Below are 25386 nucleotides of genomic sequence, written 5' to 3' on the forward strand. Positions count from 1 at the left end.
GCAGGAAACTCGTTCAGCGGGTCATTTCTGCGCGGAGGGCTTCCAGCATCACGATGAATCGGGCCAACGCCGGGTTCTGGTTCTGTCTTGTGTAGGCGAAGGTAAGCGGCATCGCGAGAGGCAGATCGGCCAACTCCAGGAACTGCACCCGTGCCGGCCGCCGGCTAAGATTGCCAGCGTTCACGATAGCAGCGCCAATACCAGCCGAGACTAGAGACAGGATGGCAGCTTCAGTGGTGACTTCCTGCACGACGTTGAGCGTAAGGCCCGCCTCCCGGCAGGCTTGAATCAGATAGTCGTGGTAGGAGGGATAAGTGTCCCGCGGAAATGCAATAACCGGCTTGTCGTTCAGCTCGCTGGCACGAACCGGTCGATCGTCCGGCCAACCCCATTGCCTTGGTACCGCGAGAAGCGCACCTTTGTGCAGGAGCGGGATAGTATTAATTTCAGCTGGGAGTTCCTCGAACCGATAAATGAAGCCGCCGTCGATGCGATCCGCGAGGAGTGATTCAACCTGTTCCGGTGAATTCAGGGGCAGCAGCTCCAGATGGACGTCCGGCGCCTGTGCCTGGTAGCGGGCGAATGCATCTGGCACGAGCCCTTCCCAACTACTGTTCTCGACAAATCCAATTCGAAGGCTGCCCTCAAGGCCTGCCGAAACTCGCTTGGCGGAGAGAGTCGCGGCCGTGAGGATCGAGAGGGCAACCCGGACTTCCCGTAGGAAAAGTTCTCCAGCCGGCGTTAGCATCACCCCAACGGTTGTGCGCTGGAAAAGTGCAACCCCGACCTCGGCCTCCAGGTCCTGAATCTGGCGCGTGATCGCCGGTTGCGTCACGTGTATCCGCTCGGCAGCTACGCGGAAACTGCGATTTTCGGCGACAGCGATGAAATAGCGCAGATGACGCAGTTCCATTTTGCATCAGCGGAATGATTTTACATAGTACCGTGAATGGGTCCGAACGCTCGAAATCAAGGCCTGAGATAAAACGCCAAGTTCGCGCATCGAGCGTACCAGAACTTCCGCACTTTGCGGCGGTGGTCGTGAGCTATTGGTCAACGCATACACCGGTTGTCTGCCGGCGACACGATTGGCCGCATTTGTACCTCGCGCAGCCGACCGACGCATGCGCATCGGAGCGCTTCGCACTTTACGCACGCAAAGGTCTCAACCCGGCGCGCACTTCATTCGCGAAGATCATCGGTTCTTCCCATGCCGCGAAGTGGCCGCCCGTTTCGGGCTTGTTGAAGTAAATCAGGTTGTGATACGCCTTTTCGGTCCAGCTCTTCGGCGCCTGGTAATTTTCTCCCGGAAACGCGCTCACAGCGGCGGGCACATTCACGTCGGCCGCGAGGAAGAAGTTCGCGTGCGATTCCCAATAGAAGCGCGCCGCCGAAATGCCCGTGTTGGTCAGCCAGTAAAGCGTGATGTCGTCGAGTATGTCGTCTCGCGTCAGCGCGCCTGCCGAATGACCATTAACGGGATGACCGAGCACGGCCGCGCTCAGCGCCGCGGCAGGCTGGCCGTAGCCATCGCCATGATCGAGCAGCCAGGACGCCAACGCGACGGGCGAGTCGGCGAGTCCATAGAGGGTCTGCGGACGCGTGCCCATTTCGAACGCGTAGCCGCGCTTCTTCTTGAAGTTGGCGCTCAATTGCTCGTACGCGTGGCTCTCCTCGTCCGATAAGCCGGCAGGCATCGGGTCGCCCGCAGTCAGCGACTTGAGTATCTGTGCCGGAACTGAGGCAGGGAAATTCACGTGAATGCCGATCAGCTCGGGCGGTGCCTGTTTGGCCATGATGTTCGTGACAATGCCGCCCAGATCGCCGCCCTGCGAAGCAAAACGTTCATAGCCGAGCCGTTTCATCAACGTGACCCACGCGCGGGCCGTGCGCTCGGGACCCCAGCCCGTTGTCGTAGGTCTCGCCGAAAAGCCATAGCCGGGCAACGACGGAATCACGAGATGGAACGCATCGGAAGCCGGTGCGCCGTACGCGGTCGGATTGACGAGCGGGTCGATGATCTTGAACTGTTCGATGACCGAGCCGGGCCAGCCGTGCGTCACGATCAACGGCATCGCGTTTTCGTGCGTCGAGCGCACATGGATGAAATGGATATCGAGTCCATCGATCTCAGTCATGAATTGCGGATACGAATTCAGTCGCGCTTCGCATTTGCGCCAGCTGTAGCCGCTCGCCCAATATTGCGCGAGCCCTTGGATGGAGGCGAGCTGAATGCCCTGCGATTCATCGGGCACCGTCTCGCGATCCGGCCAGCGCGTCGCCTTAATGCGGCGTCGCATGTCGACGAGCTGCGAGTCGGGAACGTGAACGCGGAACGGGCGAAGCGCGGACTTGTCGCCGTTTGCGGGTTGCGTGATCTTGGCAATTGCCGGGCTCGTGTCCGCCAAAGCGAGCCGGCTCAGCGAGCCTGCCGCGAGCGCCGCGGCGGCCATACCGACGAAGTGCCGGCGCGATGAGGATTGGGGCGTGTCTTTTGACATGGGATCGGTCTCCTGCCTTGATCAGCGCGTTGCGTTGCGGGCGAAGTCGACGATGTGCAACTTCATGAAGTCTTACATGCTCATGGGCTTACGGCCCGTGAGTTTGAAGAGGTCGTTCGTCATGCGATCGAATCGGCCTTGAGCGTGCAGGCAAATCGCGCGCGATATTCATGAGGTCATGGGCACCGGTTTCTCCCAGAAGTCGCGTCACATAGCTCTGTGCAGCCGACCACGCGCTGGCGGCGCTTTTGAGCAGCAACTCGCCTTCATGCGTGAGCGAAAGAGAACGGCTGCGACCATCCGGCTCGTGTTGCATATGCACTACCTCGGCAAGTCCAGTTCTTACGGTGCGGCGTCCTGCTCGCGATGGGCGTATTTGAGCGGACGAACGTATCCCGCTCGTGTCCAAAAGTTGGTCGTGTGCAAGCGCGCGTATCCCATCTGTTTGCAGATACGTTGGGATACAAGATTCAAAGGGAAGGTGCGGGGCGTGAGGGAGGGAAATGACGAGTTCGGTGACGTGATGTCGCAAAGCCTCAGCCGCCGTTGCTGCCTGGCTCGAGCCTGGCGCAGCCTTGCGCGCATGGAACTGATTGGCTGCGCTGAACACGTCAACAGGACCCGCGACGCCGGACGCGAGGATTCCGTCATAAACCCAGATGCGGACGATAGCCATTTGCGTGTCTGAAATACCACGATTAATGGCGATCCTGCCACTTCTTATCGCGGCAGTAAACCCCGATCATGGCCGCATCCGATGAACCGAGAGCAGGAGCAGCACCGTGCCAATGATCGAGAAGCAGCGCTCGGTGCCGCTAGCGCGGGCATCACGAACGAACAGGAAAGGAGCACCCAGCATGAAATTCAACGATACAGCCCCCGTGATGGCACCCACTGGCGGTCTGCCCCTCTGGCTGGCGAGCCTCACTGAAAACGCGACGCTCGAAGCGACTGTCCTGAAGCGTCCGATCGAGGGACGGGCCGATATTCTCTCGGTGATCAAACACGCGGTCTCGCTCTACGAATTCCAGCATCACAGCTACAAGGGCGTGATTGGCGACGGTTTGTATATGGAGTCGTATCGTTCTCAGATTCAGGGCGTGCCGATCGAGACGGTGGTCGTCGCGCACCTTAACGAACGGGGCGAGACGGATTCCGTGGTCATCAATCATCGTCCGCTCAACGCAGCGCTGCTGTTTTCGAAATTAATGGGGGAACGCGTCGATGAGCGCTTCCGCGATTGCTATCTGACGGGACCCGAATCCGCGGCGCTATGAAACGCCTTCTTCTTAATTTGACAATAGCGTCCGTGATGGCCGCTTCCACTGGAGTCTCCATGGCACACACCACTCCCATGCCAACCACGCCAACCACGAAGATATTGGCGATTGGCACTTTTCCTCCGGGCACGGACATGCAGCTTGTCCAGCACATCCTTCCGACCGAAGCTCGCGAGACAGCGCAGCTCTACCTCGAGGGCAAGATTGATCAGTGGTATTCACTGCAAGACCAGGCTGGGGTGGCGTTCGTCCTGAACGTTACGGATGTGGGTCAAGCGCATGAAATGCTTGAGGCACTTCCCTTGGGGAAAGCGAACTTGATGACATTCTCGCTCATCCCGATAGGCCCACTTAAGCCGTTGAGCAAGCTTGTGAATCCGGCTTCACCCCAGTAGCAAGCACTGGCGGGTACGGTCGAATACAGCAGAGCGTCCGCAATCCTGAAACATTGACGTGCAATTTGGTTAACGCAATTTCTCTAGAGCATATGGTGTATCTACACTACATTGCCTCTTATTGCAAACGCACTGCATCCGTCACGCGAGCACTAGACGAGAATCACGATCATGTCCAAACGTTTAACGAAGGCGACGGCCTTCCCCGCAGTGGAAATATGGCGAAAGGTTGGGGCAGTGATATCGCATCGGCAGACGCCTTCTACCACTACTATTCCTATTTCACCCGCGACCAGGACTACTTCGAAGCCAATATGGCAAAGCTGAAGGTCCCCGTGAAAGTGGTGTGGGGCGAGCAGGATATCTACATCAACAAGGAAATGGGCGTTGAGTACGCGAACCGTAACAGTGTGAAGCTTATGATTCTCCGTAACGTCGGCCATTTTCCGCATTTGCAAGCGCCTAAACAGACGGTGGACGAAGTTCGGGCCGTGCTTAGCGGGGGCGGCACTCCTGAGAGGGACTGAGCGAGTGCGCCGGCGTTGGCTGTCACACAACTCGATGGCTGCTCCACCTCGGAAGCCGGCATCGGGATTGCGCTAGAACGAACGGCGGAAGAGGGTCGGCTGCTGCCCGACGTGGGAACATCAACGAGTGAGCGCTCCGTCGGCTCATCATCTGACCGGGTTCGGCCACTTTCGGTCGGATGCGTCCGGCAGGCGGTCGACCGGTTCCAGGTCCGATTGCGGCGTTCGCACGGTGCATCTCGATTGTGGTGGGTCGACAAGACTCATTCGCCATTCGTATGGGCGGACCGCTTCGCCTGCCGCCCTTGCATAGCACTGCTTGCGCTACGGGCGGGAGCGAATGGCATCGGCGTACCCGTGACTTCCTAGAGCTCGAAAGATCGATGCGGCCTCGCTGCTGGCAGCGATCTATTGTCCAGTCGGTTCGGGAACTGGATAGCGATGTTATCTTCGTGTTACATTAAATGGCGTAGCGGCTCACGAAGGTGACAAAATGCCAACCCCTCACGCCCCTTCTGCCGGTGTCCGGCGGGCGCTGCGAAAATTGGGTGCCGATATTCACGATGCGCGTCGTCGCCGCCGGTTGACCATGGCGGTGGTGGCCGATCGAGCTTTCACATCGAGAGCGACTTTGCAGCGCGTTGAGGCTGGAGATCCGGGAGTGAGCATGGGCATCTATGCAGCGGTGCTGCTGGCGCTTGGCCTTCTAGGCGGACTTCAGGACGTTGCCGACGCTGCCCACGATACGGTGGGGCAGTCGTTGGCTGCCGCGGCGTTGCCTAAACGTGTCCGGCTGCCGCGTGGCAGAGGAGCGGGTGATCATGGCTGATGTCGAGGTGCATATCGATCTCGACGGTTCGCCGAGACCCGTGGGGCTGCTCAGGCGCCATGCCTCACGTCGAGAAGAGACGGTCACGTTCGAATGTGACGAGACCTGGCTGGCCGACGACGAGCGCTTTTCGATTAGCCGTGAACAACAAAACTGTCTCGCCCGATTTCCGGGGCGGATCACCGCAAGCGGATCTGGCAAATTCACTCACTCGGCACTGGGAAAATGTCGCTGACGCGACAGGCGTCGCTTAGCGTGGCTATGCGACAGACCATCTGCGGATAGCGAAGGGATTGAGCGGGCGAGTGCAGCACTGCGAATTCGCCGGCTCGCCGTCCCGACTCTGCTACAAGCATTCCTGCGCTTGCTCAGGTAACAGGCACGAACTTTCCTTCGGCGAAAAACCACGCTGACATCGTCCGTGCCAGTTCGAGCACGACCTCCGCGTCGGTCCGGCCGGAAGACGCGCGCACGTGGAACGAATGATCTGCGTCGTCCACCACATGCAGCGTGGCGCGTGGCCCCAGCGTCTCGACGACCGACCTCAGCAGGTGAAGCTCGGCCAGCTTGTCGCGCGTGCCCTGCAGGAAGAGCATCGGCACCGTGACGTCCGCCAGGTGCCGTGCCCGCTCCACGCCGGGCGCGCCCGCCGGGTGCAGCGGGAACGCGACGAAAGCGAGGCCACGCACGCCGTCGAGCGGGGAGATGGCTTGGGTCTGGGACGTCATGCGGCCGCCGAACGACCTGCCGCCCGCGAAGAGCGGCAGGGCAGGCAGCCGCCGGCGGGCCTCTGCGACGGCTGCCTGCACGGCAGCGTGTGCCACGGCCGGCGAGTCCACCCGCTTGGAGCCCCGCTCCATGTACGGAAACTGGTAGCGCAATGTGGCGACATTGGTCGCCGCAAGCGCGTCGGCCAATGACGACATGCCGGCGTGCTGCATGCCCGCCCCGGCACCGTGCGCGAAGACATACAGGGCTCGCGCGTCCTCCGGCACTCGGAGGAGCGCAGAGACCTTAGTGCCGTCGGGCAGCGCCAGGGAAAGCGATTCTGGGTCGTCCATCGTATTCAGGTCGTGTCGTTGTGGCCATTGCGCCGATTTATCAATGAGGCATCGGGAGCGTTTGTGGCGGCGTCCGGCAAGGCATTGCGCAGGCGGAGCTTGCCAGCCGATCCATGGAGCGCGCGCCCGTTGTGAACGGCGCCGCAGTCGCGATGTGTCCAGTGCCGCCCCGGTGCTTACGGCCTACATAGACCTTCAATCACGAAGCGCTGCTCAAGAATTAAGCAGCCACTGGCGACTTGGTGTCGCACTGCACACCCGGGTAAAACCTTTATAGTGGCAGGGTTTGGGTCGCCCCTCTTTTTGCAGTGCGGTCCAGATCGCCAGGCGCGATCGCACCCCGTGTGCGGCCTTGCCGGCTGTCGACAGCCATGGCGCCGAAGTATTCGGCCCCCGGTCGGCTTCGCCAGTTTCTGCCTACACCTCGAAAGGAAGTCCCTGTGAAATACATTCCCCGCATCGCCGCATCTGCCGCCCTCGTCGTCGTTGCTTTCGCTGTTGTCACGTTCGCCCAGATCAAGTTCGCGCCCCAGTCCGCAGACAACAACCCGGTCGCACAGATCATCCTCAACGTCGAGTCGCAACTGAACGGCTGATCCCCGCCGTCAAAGACAGGCGTCGTCGTCCTCGGCGCTCTCCGCCAGTCGCCACCCGTCCCGCGGCACCACGCGCACTGCTGGCAGGCAGTGCCAGCTGCTTCGCGCGATCTCCAAAATCAATTCGGAGGCCGTGGCGCTGAGCGCGTTACGAATGAATACCCGCCCGAAACAGCCTATACCAGACGCGTCATAGTCATCGTCAACACGACTGTCCCATATCGAACGGCTGGCAGGTTTCCCAGCAAAAGCGGACACAATATTGCCGACGGCGGATGGCAGCAATGGGGTCGTTCAGCGACCGCTGGCTGGCGGGCACACTAGATCCCCTTCGATTGAAAGGAGATCGTCATGAAAACGCGTCCTGCTCTCGCCGACTCGTGCGTGCCGTGGACAAGGGCAAGCTCACCGGCCAGAAGCTGCCGTTGAAGCTTCCGGAAACTGGGCTGCGGCGACGTTGCATTCCCGTTCGGCGCGATTCTCAAGAACCTGCCGATCTTGGCCATTCTGGTTATTCTGATTAGCGAGGAGGCGCGCCGATGAGCGTCTATTTCACCATCAAGGCGATACATATCATTTCCTCGGTGCTGCTTGTCGGCACAGGCTTTGGAACAGCGTTCTATCTCTTCCACGGTCAATCTCGCTGTTCAAGTTCGTCATTTCCCTGCAGTTTATTTCGCAGTGCGATCACGACGCGGCGGGTTGCCTCCAGGTCCATAGGCTGGATGCCGTCCGAAAGGCTATTGACCCAGGGCGCCTGCAGCCTCATGGCCGCGTCGAAGGTCTGCCTTCCTCTGTCGGTTAGAACAACAAGCTGCGCCCGGCGGTGATGCGGGTTGGCCTCAAATGCAACGAGCCCTTCCTTTTCGAGGTCATTGACGATCCGTTGCACGTTTTGGCGGTTACTACCCAAGTCCCTGGCGAGCCACGCCACGGGCTGTGAGCGCCCGGCGCTAACGATTGCACCGAGGATCTGCCAGCGAGCGCTCGTAAGACCAAGTGGCGCAACCAGCCGGTCGCCCGAAGTTAAAAGCAAACTGTTCAACCTGAACAGGTCAGTGAGGAAACTGGTCAGGGTCTCGCCCGCAGGCGTTCGTCTCGTCTTGCGCATCCGTCACCATATATTGGTATTGACATCATCATGTCAATACGCGAGTATCAACCATCGTTTCGATTTGACATCATACAACCGTTTTGTATAGAGGTTATCATGCCACATATGCGCCCGTTGGACCCGGCCTTTCCGATTGAACGTCAAATTGCGCTCGACGCCAAGCCGGTCGTGCTCGTGAACGTATTTACGCTCGATAAAGCCGACGAGCAGACCTTCCTCGACGTGTGGCAGGACGATGCAGCATTCATGAAACAGCAGCCCGGTTTCATCTCGACGCAGCTTCACCGCGCCATCGGCGAAAGCCCGACTTACCTTAACTACGCTGTCTGGGAGTCGACCGAGCAGTTCCGCGCTGCATTCAACCATCCAGAATTCAGAGCGAAGCTCTCCTCTTATCCGTCATCGGCGATCGCGTCGCCGCACTTGTTCCAGAAGGTGGCGGTACCAGGCGTCTGTGTTGCATAACCCGAGCCGGTAACCGGATGGCCGTGGCCAACGCGAAGTTCTGCAATTAGGCACGCCTACTTGTGCCGGCGCATCGGCTGGGAGGTGCGCTCGGGCTGCTCAACAGCCTCGTCTTCGTCGGTGTCGCGTTGGCGAGTGGATGCTTGAAAAAGCGTCAACGGCGACATGGCGGCGGTTCGCTACAGTAGCGGGTTCCGCCGCAGCATCTTGCGTGCGCCGCGGCTTGCTGCCTATGTCCGGCACTTATGTTCGCTCGGTCTTGAAAGTACGACGGTCGTGCCTTCGATCCTCGGCGCGGTGCGAGAGATCGTCGGCGCGGATTATTGCAACTTTATCTGGGCAAGCGACGACTTCGAACTGGCGAGCGTTTACAGCGAATGCGAGGCAGCCTACAAGACCCTGCCTGCATATCAACGCCTGCAGCGGAGCGGTGACGTGTCGAAACTGATCGGTAACTTTCCAGATTGGATGACGGTTCCGTTATTCGGTGGCAATGTCCGAGACAGCGTCTCGGAGATCCGATCTTGCGTGCACGCCAACGGTGTCAATGCCACGTGATCGGCGCTATCCGCGTTTGCGCAGCGGCTCCAGCAAGCCCCTCAGGCCGTTATGATCCATTTCGTGCATCAGCGCGAGCAACCGCCCCAGCTCGCCCCGCGGGAACCCTTCACGCGCCAGCCAATTGAGGTAATACCCGGGGAGGTCAGCGATGATTCGGCCTTTATATTTGCCGAAGGGCATACTGAGGGTGACAAGGCGTTCAAGGTCGGGGATTCGCATAGCGGTATTGTGCACGGCTTTCCTATGTGGGCGGCACTCAGCCACAAAAAAGGAGCCATTCGACGTCGAGCCTTGAATCGTCGACAATCTGTGGTGGGTAACACTAAGTCCGTCGCTCGATATCCAACCTGGGAGTCTCACTACATGCCAATGGCTGAATCGAAAACAATCTGTGTATCGATCGAACGAAGCCAGCAAGACGTGTACGACTTCACGTCGCGGCCTGCCTCCTTCGCACAATGGGCATCGGGCCTCGGCAAACCTGTCGGCAACGATGGATCCGTGTGGCGATTCGAAGGAGAGAGTGGCCTGGTGAAGATTCGCTTCACCGGACGCAATGCATACGGTGTGCTGGATCACTACGTCGAACTGCCCGATGGCACCGAGATCTATGTACCAATGCGCGTGATTTCGAATGGCACGGGCACCGATGTGCAATTCACGCTTTTCCGCGTCCCAGGGATGACTGACGAAAAGTTTGCGGCCGACGCGGAATGGGTCATGCGCGACTTGAAGAGACTTAAGGAATTGCTCGAAGCCCAGTGATCCGCCAGTTGGGGCTCGTCACATCACTCTTACCTGAGCAGGTACGATTTAGCCTCAGGAAATCCGATCGGCTACGAAACCCATCCTTATATCGAACCTCACGGCACCACCTGCGCGGACACCCGCCTCGACGAGATTGCCGACGCCGTCGAAATCACGAGATCCGCAAAGCGCTTCTCGTCCCGCGTCGCATCCCACCTCGGCCGAGCGACGGCGATATTCACCGCACCAATTGCACGGCCATGGGCATTGACGATCGCTGCAGCGGTCGAGATGTCGCTGACGAAGTACTCGTCCTCCGCATGCGCGTAGCCTTGTTTGCGAATCTGCACGATCCGCTTTTTGATCCGCTGCGGTTCGTACACCGTGGACGAGGTATGGGGGATGAGATGCGAGCGCGAAAGGATGTCATCTATTTCGCCGTCATTGAACGTTGCAAGCATCGCCAGGCCCGGTGCCGTGCAGTACGCCGGCAACCGGGAGCCCGTGATCACATGCGCGTTGAACACGTTTCGGCTCACGATGCGCAGGACAAAGACAATATCCGTATCGTCGAGCACGGTCAGATTGGTGGCTTCCTCCGTTTCCGCGCCGAGTTGCTGCAGGTACGGCGTCGCCCGGCTGACGAGCTCGTTCGACGTCAGATAGTGGTAGGTGAAATCGAGTAACTTCGGCGAGAGCTCGTACTTGCGGCTATCGGGATCCTTGCGCAGGTAGCCGAGCACGGCGAGCGTGTACGTGAAGCGCTGCGTGGCGCTCATATCGAAGCCAGTCAACGCGGCGATTTCGGACAACGAGAGTTGCCGCTTGCTGCCGTCGAATGCGGTCAATACGGACATCGCCTTCTCGACGGACTGCACGAAGAGCGGCGATGAGTTGGGATCGGCGGCAACCTGCGCCGGCTGTCCCTTCGCTGCCTTCCTTCTTGATGGGTCTTTGTTGGAAGCGGTAGCCACGTTCGTCCTGAAAAGCTTGAAATACGCACATTATCGCAATCAATAAGTCGATCCATCTATCGGATGCGTCGTTGCGACCATGGGCCGGTTCTTCCCTCAGCGGTAAAAGCGCAGCCTCCAGCGCTATTTGAGTGTTCCCGAATCCCAGACGTCGCGCAGATCGCGCGACAGCATGTGTTTCCTCACTCGCTCGCTCGGTGTCATATCGAACTGCGCGATGGCGCGGTAATAGCGCGGCAGCTGATAGCTCGCGAGCTGCTTGCGGGCCCATGCATGAAGAGAGGGCCAGTCGACGGGTTGGTCCTTGAACTGGACGTTGAGCAGAATATCCTGTTCTCCGATCGGTGACGGCACGCCGATCGCGGCGCTTGCGCGGATTGCCGGGTGCGACGCGAAGATGCGTTCGATTTCCCAAGCAGACACGTTTTCGCCGCGCACCCGCATGCTATCGGTACGGCGCCCAACGAAAAACAGATCGCCTTCGCCATCGCGCCGCGCCCAATCTCCTGTATGCAGCCGGCCTTCTCGCAAAGCGGAGCGCGTGGCTTCCTCGTTGTCGAGATAGCAGGGCAGCAACGCACCTTCGACGCGGCTCGTCAATACGATTTCGCCCGGCTCACCCGGCGCTACGGGGTTGCCGTGGTCGTCGAGCAGGTCGACGTCGAGCCACGGCAAAGGTCGGCCGATCGAACCGGGCTTGTCCGTGCGGTTGAGTGTCGCGAAGCTCGAGCATTCCGTCATTCCATAGCACTCGCGCAGTCGCACGTGCAGCCGCTCTTCGATGGCGCGCCAGTTCGTTGCGCCAACGCCGGCGCCCCACGCAACACGCAGCGTATGGTTGCGCGGCTGCGCCTCCTCGGGCAGCTGCATCAGAATGTCGAGCACGCCGCCGAGGTAATGCAAGTGGGTTGCGCGCGCACGCGCGACGTCGTCCCAGAACCGCGACGCCGAAAAGCGTGGCACCACGTGAAGCTCGATGTCTTCGAGAAAAGGCAGCAGCAATATCTGCGCGCCGCCGATGTGACACAACGGCTCCCACAGCAGCAGGCGGTCGCCGCCGCGCACGTCGGCGACCTGTAGCACGGCCTCGCCGGCAATGCGCATCATCCTGTGTGTGAATACGACGCCCTTCGGTGCACCGGTCGTTCCCGATGTATAAATGATGCATAGCGTGTGATCGGGTTCGAGGTAGGGTGCATCGAGCGTAATGTCTTCGTCCGACGCGTGGAATGAAGGCAGCCGTTCGCGGCGTATGCCGCGTAGGCCTGCCGCATCGACGGCGCCGGCGAATTCCTCGTCCGCGACGAGTAGCGCTGGCCTCGAATGCTCGATCAGATAGGCGAGTCCCGCACCGCGCAGTCGTGTGTTGACCGGGACCCAGACGATCCCGCTGACGATCAATGCATAGATGAGATGGATATGATCGACGTGATTGCCGCACATCACTGCAACATGGTCGCCCGCTTGCAGGCCCATGTCGTAAAGCCAGCGACGAAGCTGCGCAATGCGCTGCGCGCTCTCGCCGCCGCTGACGGGCACGCCTTCGATGAAAAGACGCGGGCCAGCTTGCGCGTTGACGAGGCTTCTCACGATCAGCGGCGCACAGTCGAGCTTGTCTTCGGGATGACGTTGTGGGAACCAGTCGGGGTAGGCGTGCATGAGGATTTGTTACTGCTAGTCGATGTCGATGTCGTTCAGCGCGGCTCGCGCTTCAGGAATGACGAAACCCAGACGATCAGCGCAATCAGCGCGACGAGCGTCGTCGAGACGGCGGCGAGCGTCGGCGTGACGGCGAGCTGGATGTCGTCCCACATCTGCTTGGGCAATGTCGTGTTGATGCCGCCGCTCACGAAAATCGCGATGGTCAGATCGTCGAAAGAGACCAGGAATGCAAACAACAGGGCGGCGGTCACGCTCGGTGCAATGAGCGGGATGAGAATGGTTGCGACTCGCTGTGGCGCCGATGCCCCCATGACGCGTGCGGCATCGTCGAGGCGCCAGTCGAACTGCCGGAGGCCGGCCGCCAGCGTTACCACGACGTAGGGAATGGCAAGCACTGTGTGTCCCACGATCAGCCCCGCGTTTGTGCCCGTCAGTCCGAGACGCGCAAGCAGGTAGAGGAGTCCGATCGCGATCACGATGCGCGGCACGATCAGCGGCGCGACGAGCAATGCGAAGAGCGGCTTGCTCGCGCGCTGCCGCATTTTGGTCAGCGCCAGCGTCGCACCGAAGCCGAGCGCGAGGGACAGCACGGCGGTGCCGATTCCGACCTCGAACGAACGCAAGACCGCGCTGCGCCAGACGGGGGACGCCGCAAATGTCGAGAACCAGCGCACGCTGAAAAGCCGCGGCGGAAAGGCGATGTAGTCCGCCCGCGTGAACGCATAGGGGATGACAGACAGCACGGGTGCGACGAGAGCCGCGAGCACCAGGAGCGTGTAGGCGTGCAGCGCGCCGAAGCGCGGCCCTCGTATGCCGGATGCCTTACCTCGCTTTCGCTGCGGAATCAGCCGCCCAATCGTGAACAGCGCACCGAATGCCCAGCTGCGCAGGAGCGAGCCGCGAGCGCGCTCGGCGATTTCGCCTGTCAAAGACGAAAGGCCGACGATACGGTCATACGCGAAGAAGATGACGATCGAACAAAGGAGCAGTACAGTCGAGAGCGCTCCGGCGAATCGCATGTCGAACGTTTCGAGCACGGACGAGATCACGAGCTGCGCGATCATCGTCTGCGCCGGGGTGCCGAGCAACGCGGGCACGATAAAGAAGCCGAGGCTGGTGATGAACACGAGCAATCCCGCGGCCGCGACGCCGGGAGCCGACAACGGCACGAACACCGTCAGGAAGCTCACGCCGCGATCGGCGCCGAGCGTCTCGGCCGCCTGTGCGTAACGCGTATCGATGCCGCGCATGACGGGCAGCATCGTCATGACCGCGAGCGGCAGCATCGCATGGACCATGCCGATCAATACGCCCGTCAGCGAAGGAACCGCGACGCCAGGATGCGAGCCGAGCCCGAGCGAGTTGCCGAGGGTGGCGAGGACGCCCGTGCGCGAGAGCAGGAGCATCCATGCGTAAGTCTTCACGAGATAGCTGGTCCAGAACGGAAGCACGATCCAGAGCAACCATCGTTCGCGCGATCGTCCAGGCATCCGGCTCAGCAGATAAGCGACCGGATAGCCGAGCATCACCGATAGCACCGCCGTCGTCAGGGCGATCGAGAATGTCGTCCAGAGGACCTTCGCGTAGACCGGCGTTTCCGCGATCCGCCCGAACTGGGCGAGTCCGAACCGGCCATTCGCATCGAAGAGTCCGCCCTGCAGAATCTCGCCTACCGGCACGAGAAAAAAGACCGCGAGGAACACCAGTGCCGGGACGATGGGCCAGAAGCGCAGCGCGCGCGCAATCAACGAACGGCGGGGACGTTCCTTCCCGCTCACGCGGGACGCGTAGGAGAGCGTTGTCATTTCTCGCACCTACGCATCGAGCAGCGTCGTACGCTGCGGATCCCACAGTAATCCGACGCGCTCGCCGATGCGCGGCTTCTCGCTGCGCGCGCATCGAACGCTGAAGAGCGAGCCGTCGTTCATCGTCAATTGCACGCGCGTATCGCTGCCGAAGAAGACGATGTCGGAGATGACACCGGCCGCGAACCCGGCATCGGGGTCGACGAGCCGTATTGTCTCCGGCCGCACGAGCAGACAACCGCGCGTGCCGCTCATCGCCGCATATGCATCGTGCGGCAGCGGCGCACGGCCGCCGGCGGCAAGCCGCAGCGCGGCGGACGTTGCGGCAGTGCCGATGTCGGTCTCGGCCTCGAAAGTGCCATCGAGCAGGTTCGAGTGACCGATGAAACCGGCAACGAAACGCGTCGCGGGTCGATCGTACAGATCGGCCGGCGTTCCGATCTGCTCGACACGCGCCTGGTTCATGAGGCAGATCCTGTCCGACAACGTGAGCGCTTCGTCCTGATCGTGCGTGACGTAGATGAACGTCGCCCCCAGCTCCTGGTGCAGCCGCCGTATCTCGCCTTGCATGTGCTCGCGCAGTTTCTTGTCGAGCGCTCCGAGCGGCTCGTCGAGCAAGATGACGGACGGGCGATAGGCGAAGCAACGCGCGAGCGCGACGCGCTGTTGCTGACCGCCCGACAGTTCACGCGGATAACGCCTCGCATACTCGTTCATGCGAACCATCGTCAGGGCCGCGTCGACAGCGACGCGCAGGTCGCGTCGCGGCATACGGCGCATTCTGAGCCCGTAAGCGACGTTGTCCCAGACCGTCATGTGCGGAAAGAGCGCATAGCTCTGAAACACCAGACCGATGTCTCGCTTACCCGGAGCGACGTTCGTGACGTCGCGGCCGTCGATCTCGATGCGCCCTTCGGTCGGTTCGATAAGCCCGCTGATCATTTGCAGCATCGTGGTCTTGCCCGAGCCGGACGGGCCCAGCAGCGTGAGAAACTCGCCGGCCTGAACGCTGAGCTCCGTCGGCTCCAAAGCGGTCGTGCCGCCGTAGCGCTTTGCGATACCGATGGTCTGGACTTTCGCAATCATCCTCGACTCCTCCGCGCCTTCAACCGATGATCCAGCTGTTGAAGCGCTCCGTCACCCGCGCCCGGTTGTCGGCCCACCATTGCGGGCTCGGCAGGCGCATATCGCGCACGTTGGCCGGTGCGGTTGGCAGCATCGCCGCGCGTGCCGGCGGTATGCTGGCGAACGAATCGCGGTTTGTTGGTCCGTACGCGAGCGTTTGCGTGAGCGTCGCCTGATCTTTCGCGTTGGCGCAAAAGCGCACGAACTGCTTGGCGTATTCAGCGTGCGGCGTTCCTTTCGGAATGGCCCATCCCTCGATTGAATAAAGCCCCTGATTCCAGACAATCTTGACCGGTGCTCCGGCATCGATCGCGGCTTGCGCGCGGCCGTTCCACGTCGACATCATGTCGACTTCGCCGCTCTGGATCGCCTGCATCGCCTGCGCGCCCGATGTCCACCACAGGTTCACGTGAGGTTTGATACGGTCCAGGCTTTTGAACGCGCGATCTACGTCGAGCGGATAGAGCTTGTCGAGCGACACACCGTCCGCGAGCAGCGCCTGCTCGAGGGTATCGATGGGGTTGCGTCGCAAAGAGCGGCGCCCAGGGAAGCGCTTGACGTCCCAGAAGTCTGCCCACGATTGCGGACCGCTCTGAGCGAACTTGTCGGTCCGGTAAGCGAGCACCGTCGAATAGACGTCGACGCCCAGCCAATCCGGCGTGACTGCCTCGGGCATCAGCGCGGGAAAATCGGACGCCTTGAGCCCGATCGGCTCCAGGAATCCTTTCGACTCGAGATAGGGGATGTCTTGCGACAACGTCAACGTGGTCACGTCCCAGATGAAGTTCTTCGTCTGCACCATCGCCGCGAACTGCGCGACGGGTTGCGATTCGCGCGCCACGCTGACGACCTTGATGCCGGTGGCCTTCTCGAAAGGATCGTAGAAAGCCGCTCTATACGCGGTCGTATAGGGGCCTCCGGGATCCGATACGACGATCTGCTTCGATTCCGCGCCAGCCCAGCGGGGCAATGCGGCCGCGGCGGCCAATGCTCCCGCCCGCTGCAAGACGCGGCGGCGTGTCGGATTGAATTCATGCGTCATCTTCGGTCTCCCGCCTGATTATCGAAAGGAATGCAAGCGTTCGTTGCACCTGCACCTACTTGGCGCGGCGACGGAAAAACTCTTCCATCATGCGTGCCGGCTCACCGGAGTCATAGGCTTCCCTTTGAATGCGCTGACCGGCTGCGATGCAATCGCGAAAGCCGGCTTCGGTCATTTCTCGGAAGCGTTGCTTGTCCAGTCGCATCGCCACTGGCGGCTTCGCAGCCAGCTCGTTGGCGATTTCGAGCGCCTTGGTGAACACTTGATCGGCGGGTACCAGGTGATGGATCAGGCCGATGCGCTCACATTCGGACGCTTCCATCAGTCGACCCGTCAGTGTCAACTCGATCGTGCGCGACATGCCGAGCATCGCGTTCATGATCCACGGGCCCGTCGTGCTCGCGATGCCCGCGTTGATCTCGGGCTGTCCCATGCGCACGCCCGGGTGGCCCACTCGAATGTCGCCCAGCAGCGCGACCTGGAACGCGGATCCCGCCGCCGTGCCGTTCAGTGCCATCACGAGCGGCTTGCTCAGGCTGCGCAATGCATCGTAATAGCGCTCCCACTCGCGTACCCAGGCCACTGCACGCTCGCCATCGAAGTCATGCGCTTCGGCCAGGTCCTGGCCGGCCGAGAACGCGCGATCGCCGGCGCCCGTCATGACGATTGCCCGGACCTCTTCATCGCCATCGAAGCGATGAAGCGCTTCGATGATCCGTTCACGCATAGGCGTGGTCCACGCATTGAGGCGGTCGGGACGGTTCAATGTGATCACCGCAACGCGGCCGTGATTCGACAGCAGGATGTCGTCGCTCATGAGTTATTGCATGGAAATAGTTGAATGGTGCATTCCAATATATGCCTTCGAAACGGTGGTGGCAAGCGGAATGGGGTACGGGTTTACGTGACGGGCAAATGGCGTCGACCGCAACTGCGGGGGCGTTGAGGTGCCGCGGAACGTCGCATCGCGGGATGAATCGCGGGTGCGAGGAAGCCGGCGTGGGGAGGGCGATGTCCTGTTGTGGCGGTCTCGCGACTAGCCGGATTGCCGCGCGCGGGCCGGCCCGCGTTCAGGACCCGTCACATCGTCCGGTGGACGTGGCGGGCACCGACTGCCAGAGCGATGAACGCGAGCACTACCGATACGGCGGCGAACGTAACGTTGGCCCAAAGATGCCCGACGCTGCGTGAGAGCAAGGCGACGCCGACAGCCGGCAGCGAATTGCCCGTATAGCAACAGAGCAGGTACGCCGACAACAATTCGGCACGCCGCTCGGCGGGCGCCATTCGGTTGGCTTCCTGCAGGCTTCCGCGAAAGCCGAGCGCGGTCGAAATCCCGCAGAGCACGGTTGCGACGACCAGCAGCGCAACCGAGCCGGCGATCTGTGCCCATAGCAAGAGCGCGAGGCTTGGGGGAAGCAGCCACAAGCCCGCGAACATGGCGACATGCGCCGCGAGCATCGGTGTCACGATGACCGTGATCGCGCTCGCGGCGAAAAGCTCGGCGACGATCGCCCCACTGAGTGCGGGGCTATGCATATGCATGCTGTCTCCGAGCAGATTCGGCAAAAGAGCGGCGTAGAACCCGAGCAACGCGAAAGTCGCGAATGCCGTTACGGCGGGGGCGATGAACGCCGTGCGCAGCTCCGGCGGAACGCCGATGCGCGGCTCGATCGAAAGTTCGGCGGCCGAATGAACTCGTTGCTCGACGGTTTCGCGCGACAACGCAGTCAGCACCGCGGTGGCGATGAGCACCGCTAGATAGACGACGAACACCGTGCGCAGCGGCCACGGAACGAATTGCGCAAGCAAGCCCGCGACCACTGCGCCGCCAGCGAGGCCGGCGAGATTGACCGCCGCGGCCAGGCGGCTTGCGGCCGCTTTGTCGGCCGCCGGGTGGAGTTCCGCGATCCATGCCGTTGCCGTGGCGGCGCCCACTCCGATGGCAAGGCCGCTCGCCGCGCGGGCGACAAAAAGCCACGCGGGGTGCGTGGCGAACAGGAAGAGCAGCGTGCTGACGATCGCCACGGCGAGCACGGCGAGACTGACGGGCCGCCGGCCAGCCCCGTCGGACACCCGGCCGAAAACGAACAGCGCGCTAAGGTTGCCGATCACGTAGGAGGCATAGACGAGCGTGATCGTCAGCTCGGAAAGGCCGAAACTACGCTGATACAGCGGATAAAGTGGCGTGACTAACGGACTGCCTGCATAAAGCACGCCGAGCACGGCGGCGCTTACGATGAGCGATGGGCGTTGTTCGAGCGTCGCTTGCCGCCGCAAAGCCTGAAGCATAGGCTTCTCCTTGGATTCGCGTATCGTCGGACGAAGCGAGCAATCTGCGTTCCGCAGGGGCAGGGCCGGTCAGCGCCAAACGGGGCTAAACGATGAACGTCTTGATCAATATCGACGTGGACGACCTGAGCAAAGCGATTCGCTTTTACAGCACAGCATTCAGTCTCGAAGTCGGCCGTCGTTTCGGTGATGGCGGTGTCGAACTGATCGGCAGTTCCGCGCCGATCTACCTGCTCGTCAAAGAAGCCGGGACGCCATCCTCGAGTACGGCGTTCGACGCTCGCAGATATGACCGCCATTGGACACCCGTCCATTTGGACTGGGTCGTCGATGACATCGAGTCGGCCGTCAAGCGCGCTGTTGAAGCGGGTGCCCGGATCGAGAACGCGATCTCCACGCAAAATTGGGGCAGGCTGACTTTAATGGCCGACCCGTTCGGTCATGGCTTTTGCTTCATCCAGTTCCTCGGAGCCGGCTACGACGAGATAGCGAGCTAGATCGCGCCATCAACCGGAATGGCTATTCGATAATCGCGGGCCTCATACGCGCGTTGCAACGATGAATAACCGTGGAAACGGCAGTAAAACGCTGCCGTCGTTGAAGGCGGGATACGCCTCGGCGATCGCGTCGCGATAGCGCGCAAGGAACCCGGCCTGCTCGGTTTGATCGAGTGGCGAAAGAAAAGGGCGTAGTCCTGTGCCCTTGAGCCATTCGACTACGGCGTCGGCGCCACCCGCGAGCGGATGATAGTAGATAGTTCGCCAGGCATCGACGCGGACACCAAGCGGCTTCAACAACGCGTAATACCACTGCGCCGTATGCCGAATGCCGAGTCGCACGTCTTCGAGCTTCGCCGCCCACGGACCCGACGCCGCGACTTCCCGCATCAGGCGGTGCGTCGGCTCGTCAAGATTGTCGGGCACCTGGAAGGCCAACGTGCCGCCCGCGGCGAGTTTGCCGAGCAGTTTGGGAAGCAGCGTTTCGTGGCTAGGCACCCACTGCAGCACGGCATTCGCAAGGATCAGGTCGTATGGCCCGGTGTCCTCCCACGTCGCAATATCGGCAACAGCGAAGCTCAGGTCCGGCAGGCGCTTGCGAGCCGCATCGATCATATCGGGTGAGCTGTCGATTCCGCTGATCGTCGCCGCCGGCGCGAGCTCGCGCAGCACTTCCGTCGAGTTGCCGGGCCCGCAGCCGATATCGATCGCGACGCGAATCTGCTCCATCGGTACGGTGGCCAGCAGGTCCTTCACCGGCCGCGTACGCTCCTTCTCGAACAGCATGTATTGCCGTGCACTCCAATCGGTCTTGGTTTCCACGCTTCGTGCCTCCTCATTCATTGATCCGAATCGAACGCCCCGCGAGGGCGCGCTACTTCTATCGCCGCGATATTGGCTTCGTCGACGATGGACCGATTCTGTATGCGCGGGCGCACCGAGTAAAATGAATTTATAACTGACATTGATTGATTTTTCTGATGAGTGTAAGCCGATGAAAATCGACACCCTTGGCGTGCAGGCGTTCGTCGCCATTGCCGATGAAGGCAGCTTTCAGGGCGCGGCGGACGCGCTCCATGTCACACAGACAGCGATCACTCAGCGCTTGCGCAAGCTCGAGGACTTTCTCGGGGTCACGCTGATCGAGCGTACGACCCGCTCGTTGGCGCTAACGGAAATCGGCCGCAATTTTCTGCCCCAAGCGCGGCGCTTACTCGCCGAGCTCTCGGACGCGCTCGCCGAAATCCGCGAGACGGGTGTCGCTCGGCGCGGCGACGTTTCCATCGCGTGCGTGCCGACGGTGGGCATTCAGTATTTGCCGCGCATCCTGCAAGCGTACTCGGCGCGTCATCCGCACAATCGCATCCGGATTCTCGACCATGCTTCGTCGGCCGTCGCCCAAGCGGTGTTGCGGCGCGAAGTCGAGTTCGGCATCAACATTGGCGGCGAACATTACCCCGAGCTTACAAGTCTTCCGTTGACGGTCGATCGGTTCGTGTTGATTTGTCGGGAAGACCATCCTCTGGCCGAGCGTCGACGCATCGGTTGGCGGCAATTACAAGCGTATCCGTTGATCTTCGCGGGCGAAGTAAGCGGCAACCGCGCGTTGCTCGACGTAGCGCTCGAGGCAAGCCAGGTAGCGTTGCGGTCGTTCTATGAGGTGCAGCGCAGCTCGACGGCGGTCGGTCTCGTCGCCGAAGGCGTAGGGGCGGCCATCGTGCCCCGGCTCGCGATTCAGAAGGGCGCCTATCCTACGGTCCGCGTCGTGGAGCTTACGCATCCGATCATCTCGCGAACGCTCGTGCTCGTGAAACGTAAGGCCGCGCATCTGTCGCCCGCGGCGGAGGCGCTCTACGAGATGATTCGCGGCAATAGCGACCGTCAAGGCGATGGAGCGTAAGCCGAGCGGCCTACATAAGCGCTTTTCCGGTGCTTGCGCGACTCAAGTCACCGATTGGTGCCCGAAGTGCAACACCGTGAGTCCGTTCGCATGTCTACCGCACGTCGCCGCGTCCTCCTATGATGAGTTCATGCAGGCGGCGCACTGCCGCCAAGTGAGTCCGCCAACGTGGCGGATGTTTGCTCATCGTCGCCAGGAGAAATCATGACGCAGCGTATCAACTACGTTAAGCAATCGCCGGAACTCTTCAGGAAGTTTCTGGAGGTCAACAACCAGTTGAAGGAAAGCGCAGTCGAAGAATCGATCCTCGACCTTGTCTCGCTGCGCGCATCGCAGATCAATGGCTGCGCCTTTTGCGTCGACATGCACGTCAAAGAAGCGCGTATTCACGGTGAACGTGAGTTGCGTCTGCACCATGTCGCGATCTGGCGCGAATCGACCCTCTTCTCGGCACGCGAACGCGCCGCGCTCACGTGGACGGAAGTGCTGACGAAGCTTCCCGAGCATGGCGTGCCCGACGACGTCTACGAGCACGTGCGGACCGAGTTCTCGGAAAAAGAGCTGTCCGACCTGACATTCGCGGTAATGATGATCAACGGATGGAACCGCGCGAGCATCGCGTTCAGAGTCGTGCCGGGTTCGTCCGACAAGGCGTACGGCCTGGACAAAGCGAACCTCGCTTGAATGTTCGGGATCGTCGGCCCGCGCGTGCGGGCTTTAGACAATTCCGTCTCGATCCCCCAACCGCCTTCTGAGTGCGCGATCGGTAGCCAGATCCGCGACAGGCCAGTAATGACCGACACCGCCGGACAGAGCCTTATCGAGTTGTCCGGCGGCCCTTCCAGGTCAAAGCCAGCGAGATGTGCTGTGGCGGTCCATGTCAGCGTCTCCGTATAAATCCTTACTTGAGCCGCGGAATCCGGATACTTAAGCTGTGAAACGTTTCATTTCCGCCCCTAAAGATTCGGCGAAGCGCGACGTGGACGAACGCAAAAAGACGACGAGCACGTTGAAGGACGTGGCGATTGCCGCAGGCGTTTCGCTCGGCACGGCTTCGAAGGTTCTTGCCGGCGCCGCCAACGTCAGCGAGGCGCGTCGCAGGCTCGTATGGGAAGCTGCGCGGCGGCTCGGCTATCGGCGCAACGCGCTTGCGGCAGAATTGCGCAGCAACCGGCCGACATCCATCGGCCTCGTCGTGCCCGATCTCACGAACTCGTTTTTCATCGAGCTGGTCTGCGCGCTCGAAGACCATGCTGAGAAGGCCGGCTACCGGCTCCTCCTCGCGCATGCGCAGGAAGACCCGGAGCGCGAAGTGGAGCGAATCCGCTTCGTGTTGTCGCGCCAGGTCGCCGGCATGATTCTGATTCCATGCCATGGATACCAGCACGCCATCGACGAACTGCGCGAATGCGACGTCCCGCTCGTCATGGCGGACCGCGTGGACAACACTTTTCCCGCCAATACAGTGACGACGGACAGCCGGCGGGCAGCGGTCGACGGCACTCGGCACCTCATTGCGCTCGGCCACAGGCGCATCGCGTTCATCGTCAATGCGCTCGATATCGTCAACAGCCGCGAGCGCGTCGACGGATACCTCGATGCGATGCGGCGGGCCGGCCTCGAGCGGTTCGCACGCGTGGTCGTTTGCGGCATGACCGACGCGGAGAGCTACGCCGCGACACTAAGCCTTTTATCCGAGCGCGAGCGGCCGACAGCCGTGTTCACGGGTGCGAGCGTCGCAACGCTGGGCGCCCTGCGCGCGATCCGCGATGCCGAGCTGCGCCTGCCCGACGACGTTTCGCTGCTCTCGTTCGACGACGCGCCTTGGATGTCGGTGCTGCGCCCGGGTATCAGCTCCATCCATCAACCGGTGGAGGCGGTCGGCCGAGCGATCTGGAATCTGCTGCATAAGCAGTTGGACGGCGAGACTTCCGAAATCGTGCATCTGCGCATGCGCGCGGACCTTCGCCTGCGTGAAAGCACCGGCGTCGCACGTGAGCCGAGCAGCCCCGACACGGCATCCACATCGGAATCAGCGCCGGTTTCCTCGGTGCCGGCCGAGCGCGCATGAGAGGGGTATCGAAAGAACCGGCGCTGTAACGTTCCACTTTTGCGTGCAGATCCGGAAATTCGAGCCGTCCTTGAACGCCGTGATGGTCGTTTTCCCGCAGCAGACCGACGTTGGGTGCACCGGCTGATCGAGGCGCCAGGCAGGGCCTTGTCATAGCTGACCTATTCGGGGCACGATGCGCGGATCGTTTAAATCAAGTCACGGTTAGCGCATGCCCAAATCGAACGGAAATTCATCCGCGGGTTTCAGTCTTCTAAAAGGCGTTTTCCCGATCAACCGCGCCGCGGCGTTACGCGACGCGCTCGCCGGAATATCACTCGCGTCAATGGATATTCCACAGGTTCTCGGCTATGCCCGCATTGCCGGCATGCCTGCGGTGACGGGGCTCTACACGGTCTTTCTTCCGCTCGTCGCATTCGCCTTCTTCGGCGCGTCGCGCCATCTCGTGGTGGCGGCCGACTCGGCGACCGCCACGATCCTCGCGAGCCGCGTTTCGTCGATGGCGCCGATGGGGACTGCCGAGTACATCACGCTCGCGAGCGCGGTCGCGCTGCTGACGGCGGCGCTGTTGCTCCTTGCCCGCATTTTCAAGCTCGGCTTTCTTGCCGATTTTCTTTCCCGCACCGTGCTCATCGGCTTTCTCGCCGGCGTGGGCGTGCAAGTATCGATCGCCATGTTCGGCGATATGTTCGGCATGACCGTGCCGATTCCTTCATCGCGAAGCTTTGCGCAACTCGTCTATGTCGCCGGCCATCTTATGCAGGTCAATCCGCCGACCGTTGCGCTCACTGCGCTCGTCGTCGTCGCCATCCTCGGCGGAAAGCGCTTTTTGCCGAGTGTGCCCTTGTCGCTCATCGCCGTGGTGGGCAGCATAGCGGCCAGCAAGGTTTTCGATTTCGCCGGTCACGGCATATCGGTACTCGGTCCGGTTGCGGGCGGGCTGCCGCCGCTGCGTTTTCCCGTCGTGACATGGCAGCAGTTTCTCGATCTCGTGCCGGTCGCCGCGTCGTGCTTCGTGATGATCATCGCGCAGAGCGCCGCAGCCGCCCGGGTGTTCGCGCAGGCGCACCACGAGGAGGTCGACGCGAACGCTGACATCCTCGGGCTCGCCGCGGCCAATGCGGCGGCCGCGCTCAGCGGGACTTTCGTCGTCAACGGCAGTCCGACGCAAACGGCCATGGCCGAGCGCGCGGGCACGCGCAGCCAAATTGGGCAACTCGCGTTCGCGGTTGTCGTCGTCATCGTGCTGCTTTTTTTTAGCTCGTTTCTCCAATATCTGCCGCGTTGCGTGCTGGCGGGCATCGTTTTCACGATCGCGCTGGGACTCATCAACGTTCGGGCGCTGAAAGCGATTCGAGGGGAAAGCCCCGGCGAATTCGCGCTGGCTTTGGCGACGGCCGCCGCCGTCGTGCTGGTAGGGGTCGAGCATGGCATTCTGCTCGCCGTTGCCTTATCGATGATGCGGCACGTGCGGCACAGCTATCATCCGCACACGATGGTACTGGCGCCCGTCGCGCCGAGCGGACGGTGGGTTCCCGTGCCCGCAAGGCTTGGCGTCGTCACCGCGCCGGGCCTCATCGTCTACCGGTTCGGCGCGGATCTGTTTTATGCTAACGATCACTTTTTTTGCTCGGAAGTCGCCGGGCTCATCGAAGCGGCGAACGAGGAGTTGCACTGTTTCGTCGTCGATGCCGGCGCCATCACCGACCTCGACTACTCCGCGGCGCGTACATTGATCGACTTCATACAAGATCTGCGCGCGCGCAACATCCGCGTGATTTTCGGGCGAGTCAACAGTTACTTGCGTTCGGATATGGACCGGCACGGCGTAACCACGATCGTGGGCACATCGAACATTTTCGAAACGCTCCACGAGGCGCTTGCCGTTGTAGGGGTCGAGCCGCCTGCTCATGTGAATGGCGGTCTATAGCGCGATTTCGGC

Annotated in this window: 28 protein-coding genes and 1 pseudogene; 15 read left to right on the forward strand and 14 right to left on the reverse strand. The window is 61.4% G+C overall.

Features of this window, described 5'->3' with window-relative positions:
* Positions 1-13: 13 nt before the first annotated feature.
* The 3 genes from AB4Y31_RS24245 to AB4Y31_RS24255 form a co-directional block, all read right to left on the reverse strand.
* Positions 14-913, reverse strand: a complete 900-nt coding sequence (locus tag AB4Y31_RS24245) for a LysR family transcriptional regulator (protein WP_368676200.1) — start codon at positions 911-913, stop codon at positions 14-16.
* 235 nt (positions 914-1148) lie between these two features.
* Positions 1149-2501 carry an alpha/beta fold hydrolase gene (locus AB4Y31_RS24250; RefSeq protein ID WP_368676201.1) on the reverse strand — a complete coding sequence of 451 codons (1353 nt, stop codon included), beginning with the start codon at positions 2499-2501 and terminating at the stop codon, positions 1149-1151.
* A gap of 88 nt (positions 2502-2589) precedes the next feature.
* Entirely contained in the window at positions 2590-3177 is a 588-nt protein-coding gene (locus AB4Y31_RS24255) for a hypothetical protein (RefSeq protein WP_368676202.1), read from the reverse strand.
* A 181-nt stretch (positions 3178-3358) separates the two neighbouring features.
* On the opposite strand from AB4Y31_RS24255, the gene AB4Y31_RS24260 reads away from it, so the two are divergent.
* The 5 genes from AB4Y31_RS24260 to AB4Y31_RS24280 all read left to right on the forward strand — a co-directional run bounded on the left by AB4Y31_RS24260 (position 3359) and on the right by AB4Y31_RS24280 (position 5767).
* Positions 3359-3778, forward strand: coding sequence for a hypothetical protein (locus AB4Y31_RS24260; RefSeq protein ID WP_368676203.1), 420 nt, complete (start codon positions 3359-3361; stop codon positions 3776-3778).
* 59 nt (positions 3779-3837) lie between these two features.
* On the forward strand, positions 3838-4176 hold the full coding sequence (locus AB4Y31_RS24265; RefSeq protein WP_368676204.1) for a hypothetical protein: 339 nt from the start codon (positions 3838-3840) through the stop codon (positions 4174-4176).
* A 218-nt stretch (positions 4177-4394) separates the two neighbouring features.
* Positions 4395-4703 (forward strand): alpha/beta fold hydrolase, encoded by a 309-nt coding sequence (locus AB4Y31_RS24270; RefSeq protein ID WP_368676205.1) that lies wholly within the window; start codon positions 4395-4397, stop codon positions 4701-4703.
* A 493-nt stretch (positions 4704-5196) separates the two neighbouring features.
* Positions 5197-5532, forward strand: coding sequence for a helix-turn-helix domain-containing protein (locus AB4Y31_RS24275; RefSeq protein WP_368676206.1), 336 nt, complete (start codon positions 5197-5199; stop codon positions 5530-5532).
* Positions 5525-5767 (forward strand): hypothetical protein, encoded by a 243-nt coding sequence (locus tag AB4Y31_RS24280; RefSeq protein ID WP_368676207.1) that lies wholly within the window; start codon positions 5525-5527, stop codon positions 5765-5767. The genes AB4Y31_RS24275 and AB4Y31_RS24280 overlap by 8 nt, the downstream gene beginning before the upstream one ends.
* A gap of 133 nt (positions 5768-5900) precedes the next feature.
* On the opposite strand, the gene AB4Y31_RS24285 is transcribed toward AB4Y31_RS24280, so the two are convergent.
* Entirely contained in the window at positions 5901-6593 is a 693-nt protein-coding gene (locus tag AB4Y31_RS24285; protein ID WP_368676208.1) for an alpha/beta family hydrolase, read from the reverse strand.
* A gap of 440 nt (positions 6594-7033) precedes the next feature.
* Here AB4Y31_RS24285 and AB4Y31_RS24290 point away from each other — a divergent pair, with 440 nt between their 5' ends.
* Both AB4Y31_RS24290 and AB4Y31_RS24295 read left to right on the forward strand, forming a co-directional pair.
* Positions 7034-7189, forward strand: coding sequence for a hypothetical protein (locus AB4Y31_RS24290; RefSeq protein WP_368676209.1), 156 nt, complete (start codon positions 7034-7036; stop codon positions 7187-7189).
* Between the two features lie 539 nt (positions 7190-7728).
* Positions 7729-7818: pseudogene (locus tag AB4Y31_RS24295) on the forward strand (DUF2269 family protein); the annotation flags it as partial.
* Positions 7819-7823: 5 nt separating this feature from the next.
* On the opposite strand, the gene AB4Y31_RS24300 reads toward AB4Y31_RS24295, so the two are convergent.
* On the reverse strand, positions 7824-8300 hold the full coding sequence (locus tag AB4Y31_RS24300) for a MarR family winged helix-turn-helix transcriptional regulator (protein ID WP_368676210.1): 477 nt from the start codon (positions 8298-8300) through the stop codon (positions 7824-7826).
* A 99-nt stretch (positions 8301-8399) separates the two neighbouring features.
* Here AB4Y31_RS24300 and AB4Y31_RS24305 point away from each other — a divergent pair, with 99 nt between their 5' ends.
* Together AB4Y31_RS24305 and AB4Y31_RS24310 are read left to right on the forward strand one after the other, a co-directional pair.
* Positions 8400-8768, forward strand: coding sequence for an antibiotic biosynthesis monooxygenase (locus AB4Y31_RS24305; protein ID WP_368676584.1), 369 nt, complete (start codon positions 8400-8402; stop codon positions 8766-8768).
* Positions 8769-8933: 165 nt separating this feature from the next.
* A complete protein-coding gene (locus tag AB4Y31_RS24310) occupies positions 8934-9326 on the forward strand; it encodes a hypothetical protein (protein ID WP_368676211.1) in 393 nt (130 codons plus the stop codon).
* A gap of 6 nt (positions 9327-9332) precedes the next feature.
* Here AB4Y31_RS24310 and AB4Y31_RS24315 read toward each other — a convergent pair whose 3' ends face one another.
* Entirely contained in the window at positions 9333-9548 is a 216-nt protein-coding gene (locus tag AB4Y31_RS24315; RefSeq protein WP_368676585.1) for a DUF3820 family protein, read from the reverse strand.
* Between the two features lie 24 nt (positions 9549-9572).
* Between AB4Y31_RS24315 and AB4Y31_RS24320 the strand changes: the two genes are divergently transcribed.
* On the forward strand, positions 9573-10094 hold the full coding sequence (locus tag AB4Y31_RS24320; protein WP_368676212.1) for an SRPBCC family protein: 522 nt from the start codon (positions 9573-9575) through the stop codon (positions 10092-10094).
* A gap of 98 nt (positions 10095-10192) precedes the next feature.
* On the opposite strand, the gene AB4Y31_RS24325 is transcribed toward AB4Y31_RS24320, so the two are convergent.
* The 7 genes from AB4Y31_RS24325 to AB4Y31_RS24355 all read right to left on the reverse strand — a co-directional run bounded on the left by AB4Y31_RS24325 (position 10193) and on the right by AB4Y31_RS24355 (position 18976).
* On the reverse strand, positions 10193-11050 hold the full coding sequence (locus tag AB4Y31_RS24325) for an IclR family transcriptional regulator (RefSeq protein WP_368676213.1): 858 nt from the start codon (positions 11048-11050) through the stop codon (positions 10193-10195).
* A 123-nt stretch (positions 11051-11173) separates the two neighbouring features.
* A complete protein-coding gene (locus AB4Y31_RS24330) occupies positions 11174-12709 on the reverse strand; it encodes an AMP-binding protein (protein ID WP_368676214.1) in 1536 nt (511 codons plus the stop codon).
* A 35-nt stretch (positions 12710-12744) separates the two neighbouring features.
* Entirely contained in the window at positions 12745-14517 is a 1773-nt protein-coding gene (locus AB4Y31_RS24335) for an ABC transporter permease subunit (RefSeq protein ID WP_368676215.1), read from the reverse strand.
* A gap of 9 nt (positions 14518-14526) precedes the next feature.
* Positions 14527-15603, reverse strand: a complete 1077-nt coding sequence (locus AB4Y31_RS24340) for an ABC transporter ATP-binding protein (protein ID WP_368676216.1) — start codon at positions 15601-15603, stop codon at positions 14527-14529.
* Positions 15604-15622: 19 nt separating this feature from the next.
* On the reverse strand, positions 15623-16684 hold the full coding sequence (locus AB4Y31_RS24345) for an ABC transporter substrate-binding protein (protein WP_368676217.1): 1062 nt from the start codon (positions 16682-16684) through the stop codon (positions 15623-15625).
* 55 nt (positions 16685-16739) lie between these two features.
* Positions 16740-17501: an enoyl-CoA hydratase/isomerase family protein gene (locus tag AB4Y31_RS24350; RefSeq protein ID WP_368676218.1), complete on the reverse strand. Its 762-nt coding sequence runs from the start codon at positions 17499-17501 to the stop codon at positions 16740-16742.
* 263 nt (positions 17502-17764) lie between these two features.
* Positions 17765-18976, reverse strand: coding sequence for an MFS transporter (locus tag AB4Y31_RS24355; protein ID WP_368676219.1), 1212 nt, complete (start codon positions 18974-18976; stop codon positions 17765-17767).
* A 92-nt stretch (positions 18977-19068) separates the two neighbouring features.
* On the opposite strand from AB4Y31_RS24355, the gene AB4Y31_RS24360 reads away from it, so the two are divergent.
* Positions 19069-19473 (forward strand): VOC family protein, encoded by a 405-nt coding sequence (locus tag AB4Y31_RS24360; protein WP_368676220.1) that lies wholly within the window; start codon positions 19069-19071, stop codon positions 19471-19473.
* Between the two features lie 42 nt (positions 19474-19515).
* On the opposite strand, the gene tam is transcribed toward AB4Y31_RS24360, so the two are convergent.
* On the reverse strand, positions 19516-20295 hold the full coding sequence (tam, locus tag AB4Y31_RS24365; RefSeq protein WP_368676221.1) for a trans-aconitate 2-methyltransferase: 780 nt from the start codon (positions 20293-20295) through the stop codon (positions 19516-19518).
* Between the two features lie 172 nt (positions 20296-20467).
* On the opposite strand from tam, the gene AB4Y31_RS24370 reads away from it, so the two are divergent.
* The 4 genes from AB4Y31_RS24370 to AB4Y31_RS24385 all read left to right on the forward strand — a co-directional run bounded on the left by AB4Y31_RS24370 (position 20468) and on the right by AB4Y31_RS24385 (position 25374).
* On the forward strand, positions 20468-21373 hold the full coding sequence (locus AB4Y31_RS24370; protein ID WP_368676222.1) for a LysR substrate-binding domain-containing protein: 906 nt from the start codon (positions 20468-20470) through the stop codon (positions 21371-21373).
* A 204-nt stretch (positions 21374-21577) separates the two neighbouring features.
* The gene (locus AB4Y31_RS24375; protein WP_368676223.1) at positions 21578-22057 is read left to right on the forward strand and encodes a carboxymuconolactone decarboxylase family protein; all 480 of its coding nucleotides are present in this window, start codon (positions 21578-21580) and stop codon (positions 22055-22057) included.
* Positions 22058-22352: 295 nt separating this feature from the next.
* Entirely contained in the window at positions 22353-23444 is a 1092-nt protein-coding gene (locus AB4Y31_RS24380) for a LacI family DNA-binding transcriptional regulator (RefSeq protein ID WP_368676224.1), read from the forward strand.
* Between the two features lie 211 nt (positions 23445-23655).
* Positions 23656-25374: a SulP family inorganic anion transporter gene (locus AB4Y31_RS24385; protein ID WP_368676225.1), complete on the forward strand. Its 1719-nt coding sequence runs from the start codon at positions 23656-23658 to the stop codon at positions 25372-25374.
* Positions 25375-25386: the final 12 nt, after the last annotated feature.

The organism is Trinickia sp. EG282A (assembly GCF_040965455.1).
Lineage (GTDB): Bacteria > Pseudomonadota > Gammaproteobacteria > Burkholderiales > Burkholderiaceae > Trinickia > Trinickia symbiotica.

What these genes read in the sequence shown, in the direction of transcription:
- AB4Y31_RS24255 (WP_368676202.1), bottom strand. Translation starts at nt 3,177, where the DNA reads ATGGCTATCGTCCGCATCTGGGTTTATGACGGAATCCTCGCGTCCGGC.
- AB4Y31_RS24350 (WP_368676218.1), bottom strand. Translation starts at nt 17,501, where the DNA reads ATGAGCGACGACATCCTGCTGTCGAATCACGGCCGCGTTGCGGTGATC.
- AB4Y31_RS24280 (WP_368676207.1), top strand. Translation starts at nt 5,525, where the DNA reads ATGGCTGATGTCGAGGTGCATATCGATCTCGACGGTTCGCCGAGACCC.
- AB4Y31_RS24305 (WP_368676584.1), top strand. Translation starts at nt 8,400, where the DNA reads ATGCCACATATGCGCCCGTTGGACCCGGCCTTTCCGATTGAACGTCAA.
- AB4Y31_RS24340 (WP_368676216.1), bottom strand. Translation starts at nt 15,603, where the DNA reads ATGATTGCGAAAGTCCAGACCATCGGTATCGCAAAGCGCTACGGCGGC.
- AB4Y31_RS24330 (WP_368676214.1), bottom strand. Translation starts at nt 12,709, where the DNA reads ATGCACGCCTACCCCGACTGGTTCCCACAACGTCATCCCGAAGACAAG.
- AB4Y31_RS24335 (WP_368676215.1), bottom strand. Translation starts at nt 14,517, where the DNA reads ATGACAACGCTCTCCTACGCGTCCCGCGTGAGCGGGAAGGAACGTCCC.
- AB4Y31_RS24360 (WP_368676220.1), top strand. Translation starts at nt 19,069, where the DNA reads ATGAACGTCTTGATCAATATCGACGTGGACGACCTGAGCAAAGCGATT.
- AB4Y31_RS24270 (WP_368676205.1), top strand. Translation starts at nt 4,395, where the DNA reads ATGGCGAAAGGTTGGGGCAGTGATATCGCATCGGCAGACGCCTTCTAC.
- AB4Y31_RS24375 (WP_368676223.1), top strand. Translation starts at nt 21,578, where the DNA reads ATGACGCAGCGTATCAACTACGTTAAGCAATCGCCGGAACTCTTCAGG.
- AB4Y31_RS24245 (WP_368676200.1), bottom strand. Translation starts at nt 913, where the DNA reads ATGGAACTGCGTCATCTGCGCTATTTCATCGCTGTCGCCGAAAATCGC.
- AB4Y31_RS24345 (WP_368676217.1), bottom strand. Translation starts at nt 16,684, where the DNA reads ATGACGCATGAATTCAATCCGACACGCCGCCGCGTCTTGCAGCGGGCG.
- AB4Y31_RS24285 (WP_368676208.1), bottom strand. Translation starts at nt 6,593, where the DNA reads ATGGACGACCCAGAATCGCTTTCCCTGGCGCTGCCCGACGGCACTAAG.
- AB4Y31_RS24300 (WP_368676210.1), bottom strand. Translation starts at nt 8,300, where the DNA reads ATGCGCAAGACGAGACGAACGCCTGCGGGCGAGACCCTGACCAGTTTC.
- AB4Y31_RS24355 (WP_368676219.1), bottom strand. Translation starts at nt 18,976, where the DNA reads ATGCTTCAGGCTTTGCGGCGGCAAGCGACGCTCGAACAACGCCCATCG.
- AB4Y31_RS24265 (WP_368676204.1), top strand. Translation starts at nt 3,838, where the DNA reads ATGGCACACACCACTCCCATGCCAACCACGCCAACCACGAAGATATTG.
- AB4Y31_RS24320 (WP_368676212.1), top strand. Translation starts at nt 9,573, where the DNA reads ATGTGGGCGGCACTCAGCCACAAAAAAGGAGCCATTCGACGTCGAGCC.
- AB4Y31_RS24275 (WP_368676206.1), top strand. Translation starts at nt 5,197, where the DNA reads ATGCCAACCCCTCACGCCCCTTCTGCCGGTGTCCGGCGGGCGCTGCGA.
- AB4Y31_RS24385 (WP_368676225.1), top strand. Translation starts at nt 23,656, where the DNA reads ATGCCCAAATCGAACGGAAATTCATCCGCGGGTTTCAGTCTTCTAAAA.
- AB4Y31_RS24250 (WP_368676201.1), bottom strand. Translation starts at nt 2,501, where the DNA reads ATGTCAAAAGACACGCCCCAATCCTCATCGCGCCGGCACTTCGTCGGT.
- AB4Y31_RS24370 (WP_368676222.1), top strand. Translation starts at nt 20,468, where the DNA reads ATGAAAATCGACACCCTTGGCGTGCAGGCGTTCGTCGCCATTGCCGAT.
- AB4Y31_RS24315 (WP_368676585.1), bottom strand. Translation starts at nt 9,548, where the DNA reads ATGCGAATCCCCGACCTTGAACGCCTTGTCACCCTCAGTATGCCCTTC.
- AB4Y31_RS24260 (WP_368676203.1), top strand. Translation starts at nt 3,359, where the DNA reads ATGAAATTCAACGATACAGCCCCCGTGATGGCACCCACTGGCGGTCTG.
- AB4Y31_RS24310 (WP_368676211.1), top strand. Translation starts at nt 8,934, where the DNA reads ATGGCGGCGGTTCGCTACAGTAGCGGGTTCCGCCGCAGCATCTTGCGT.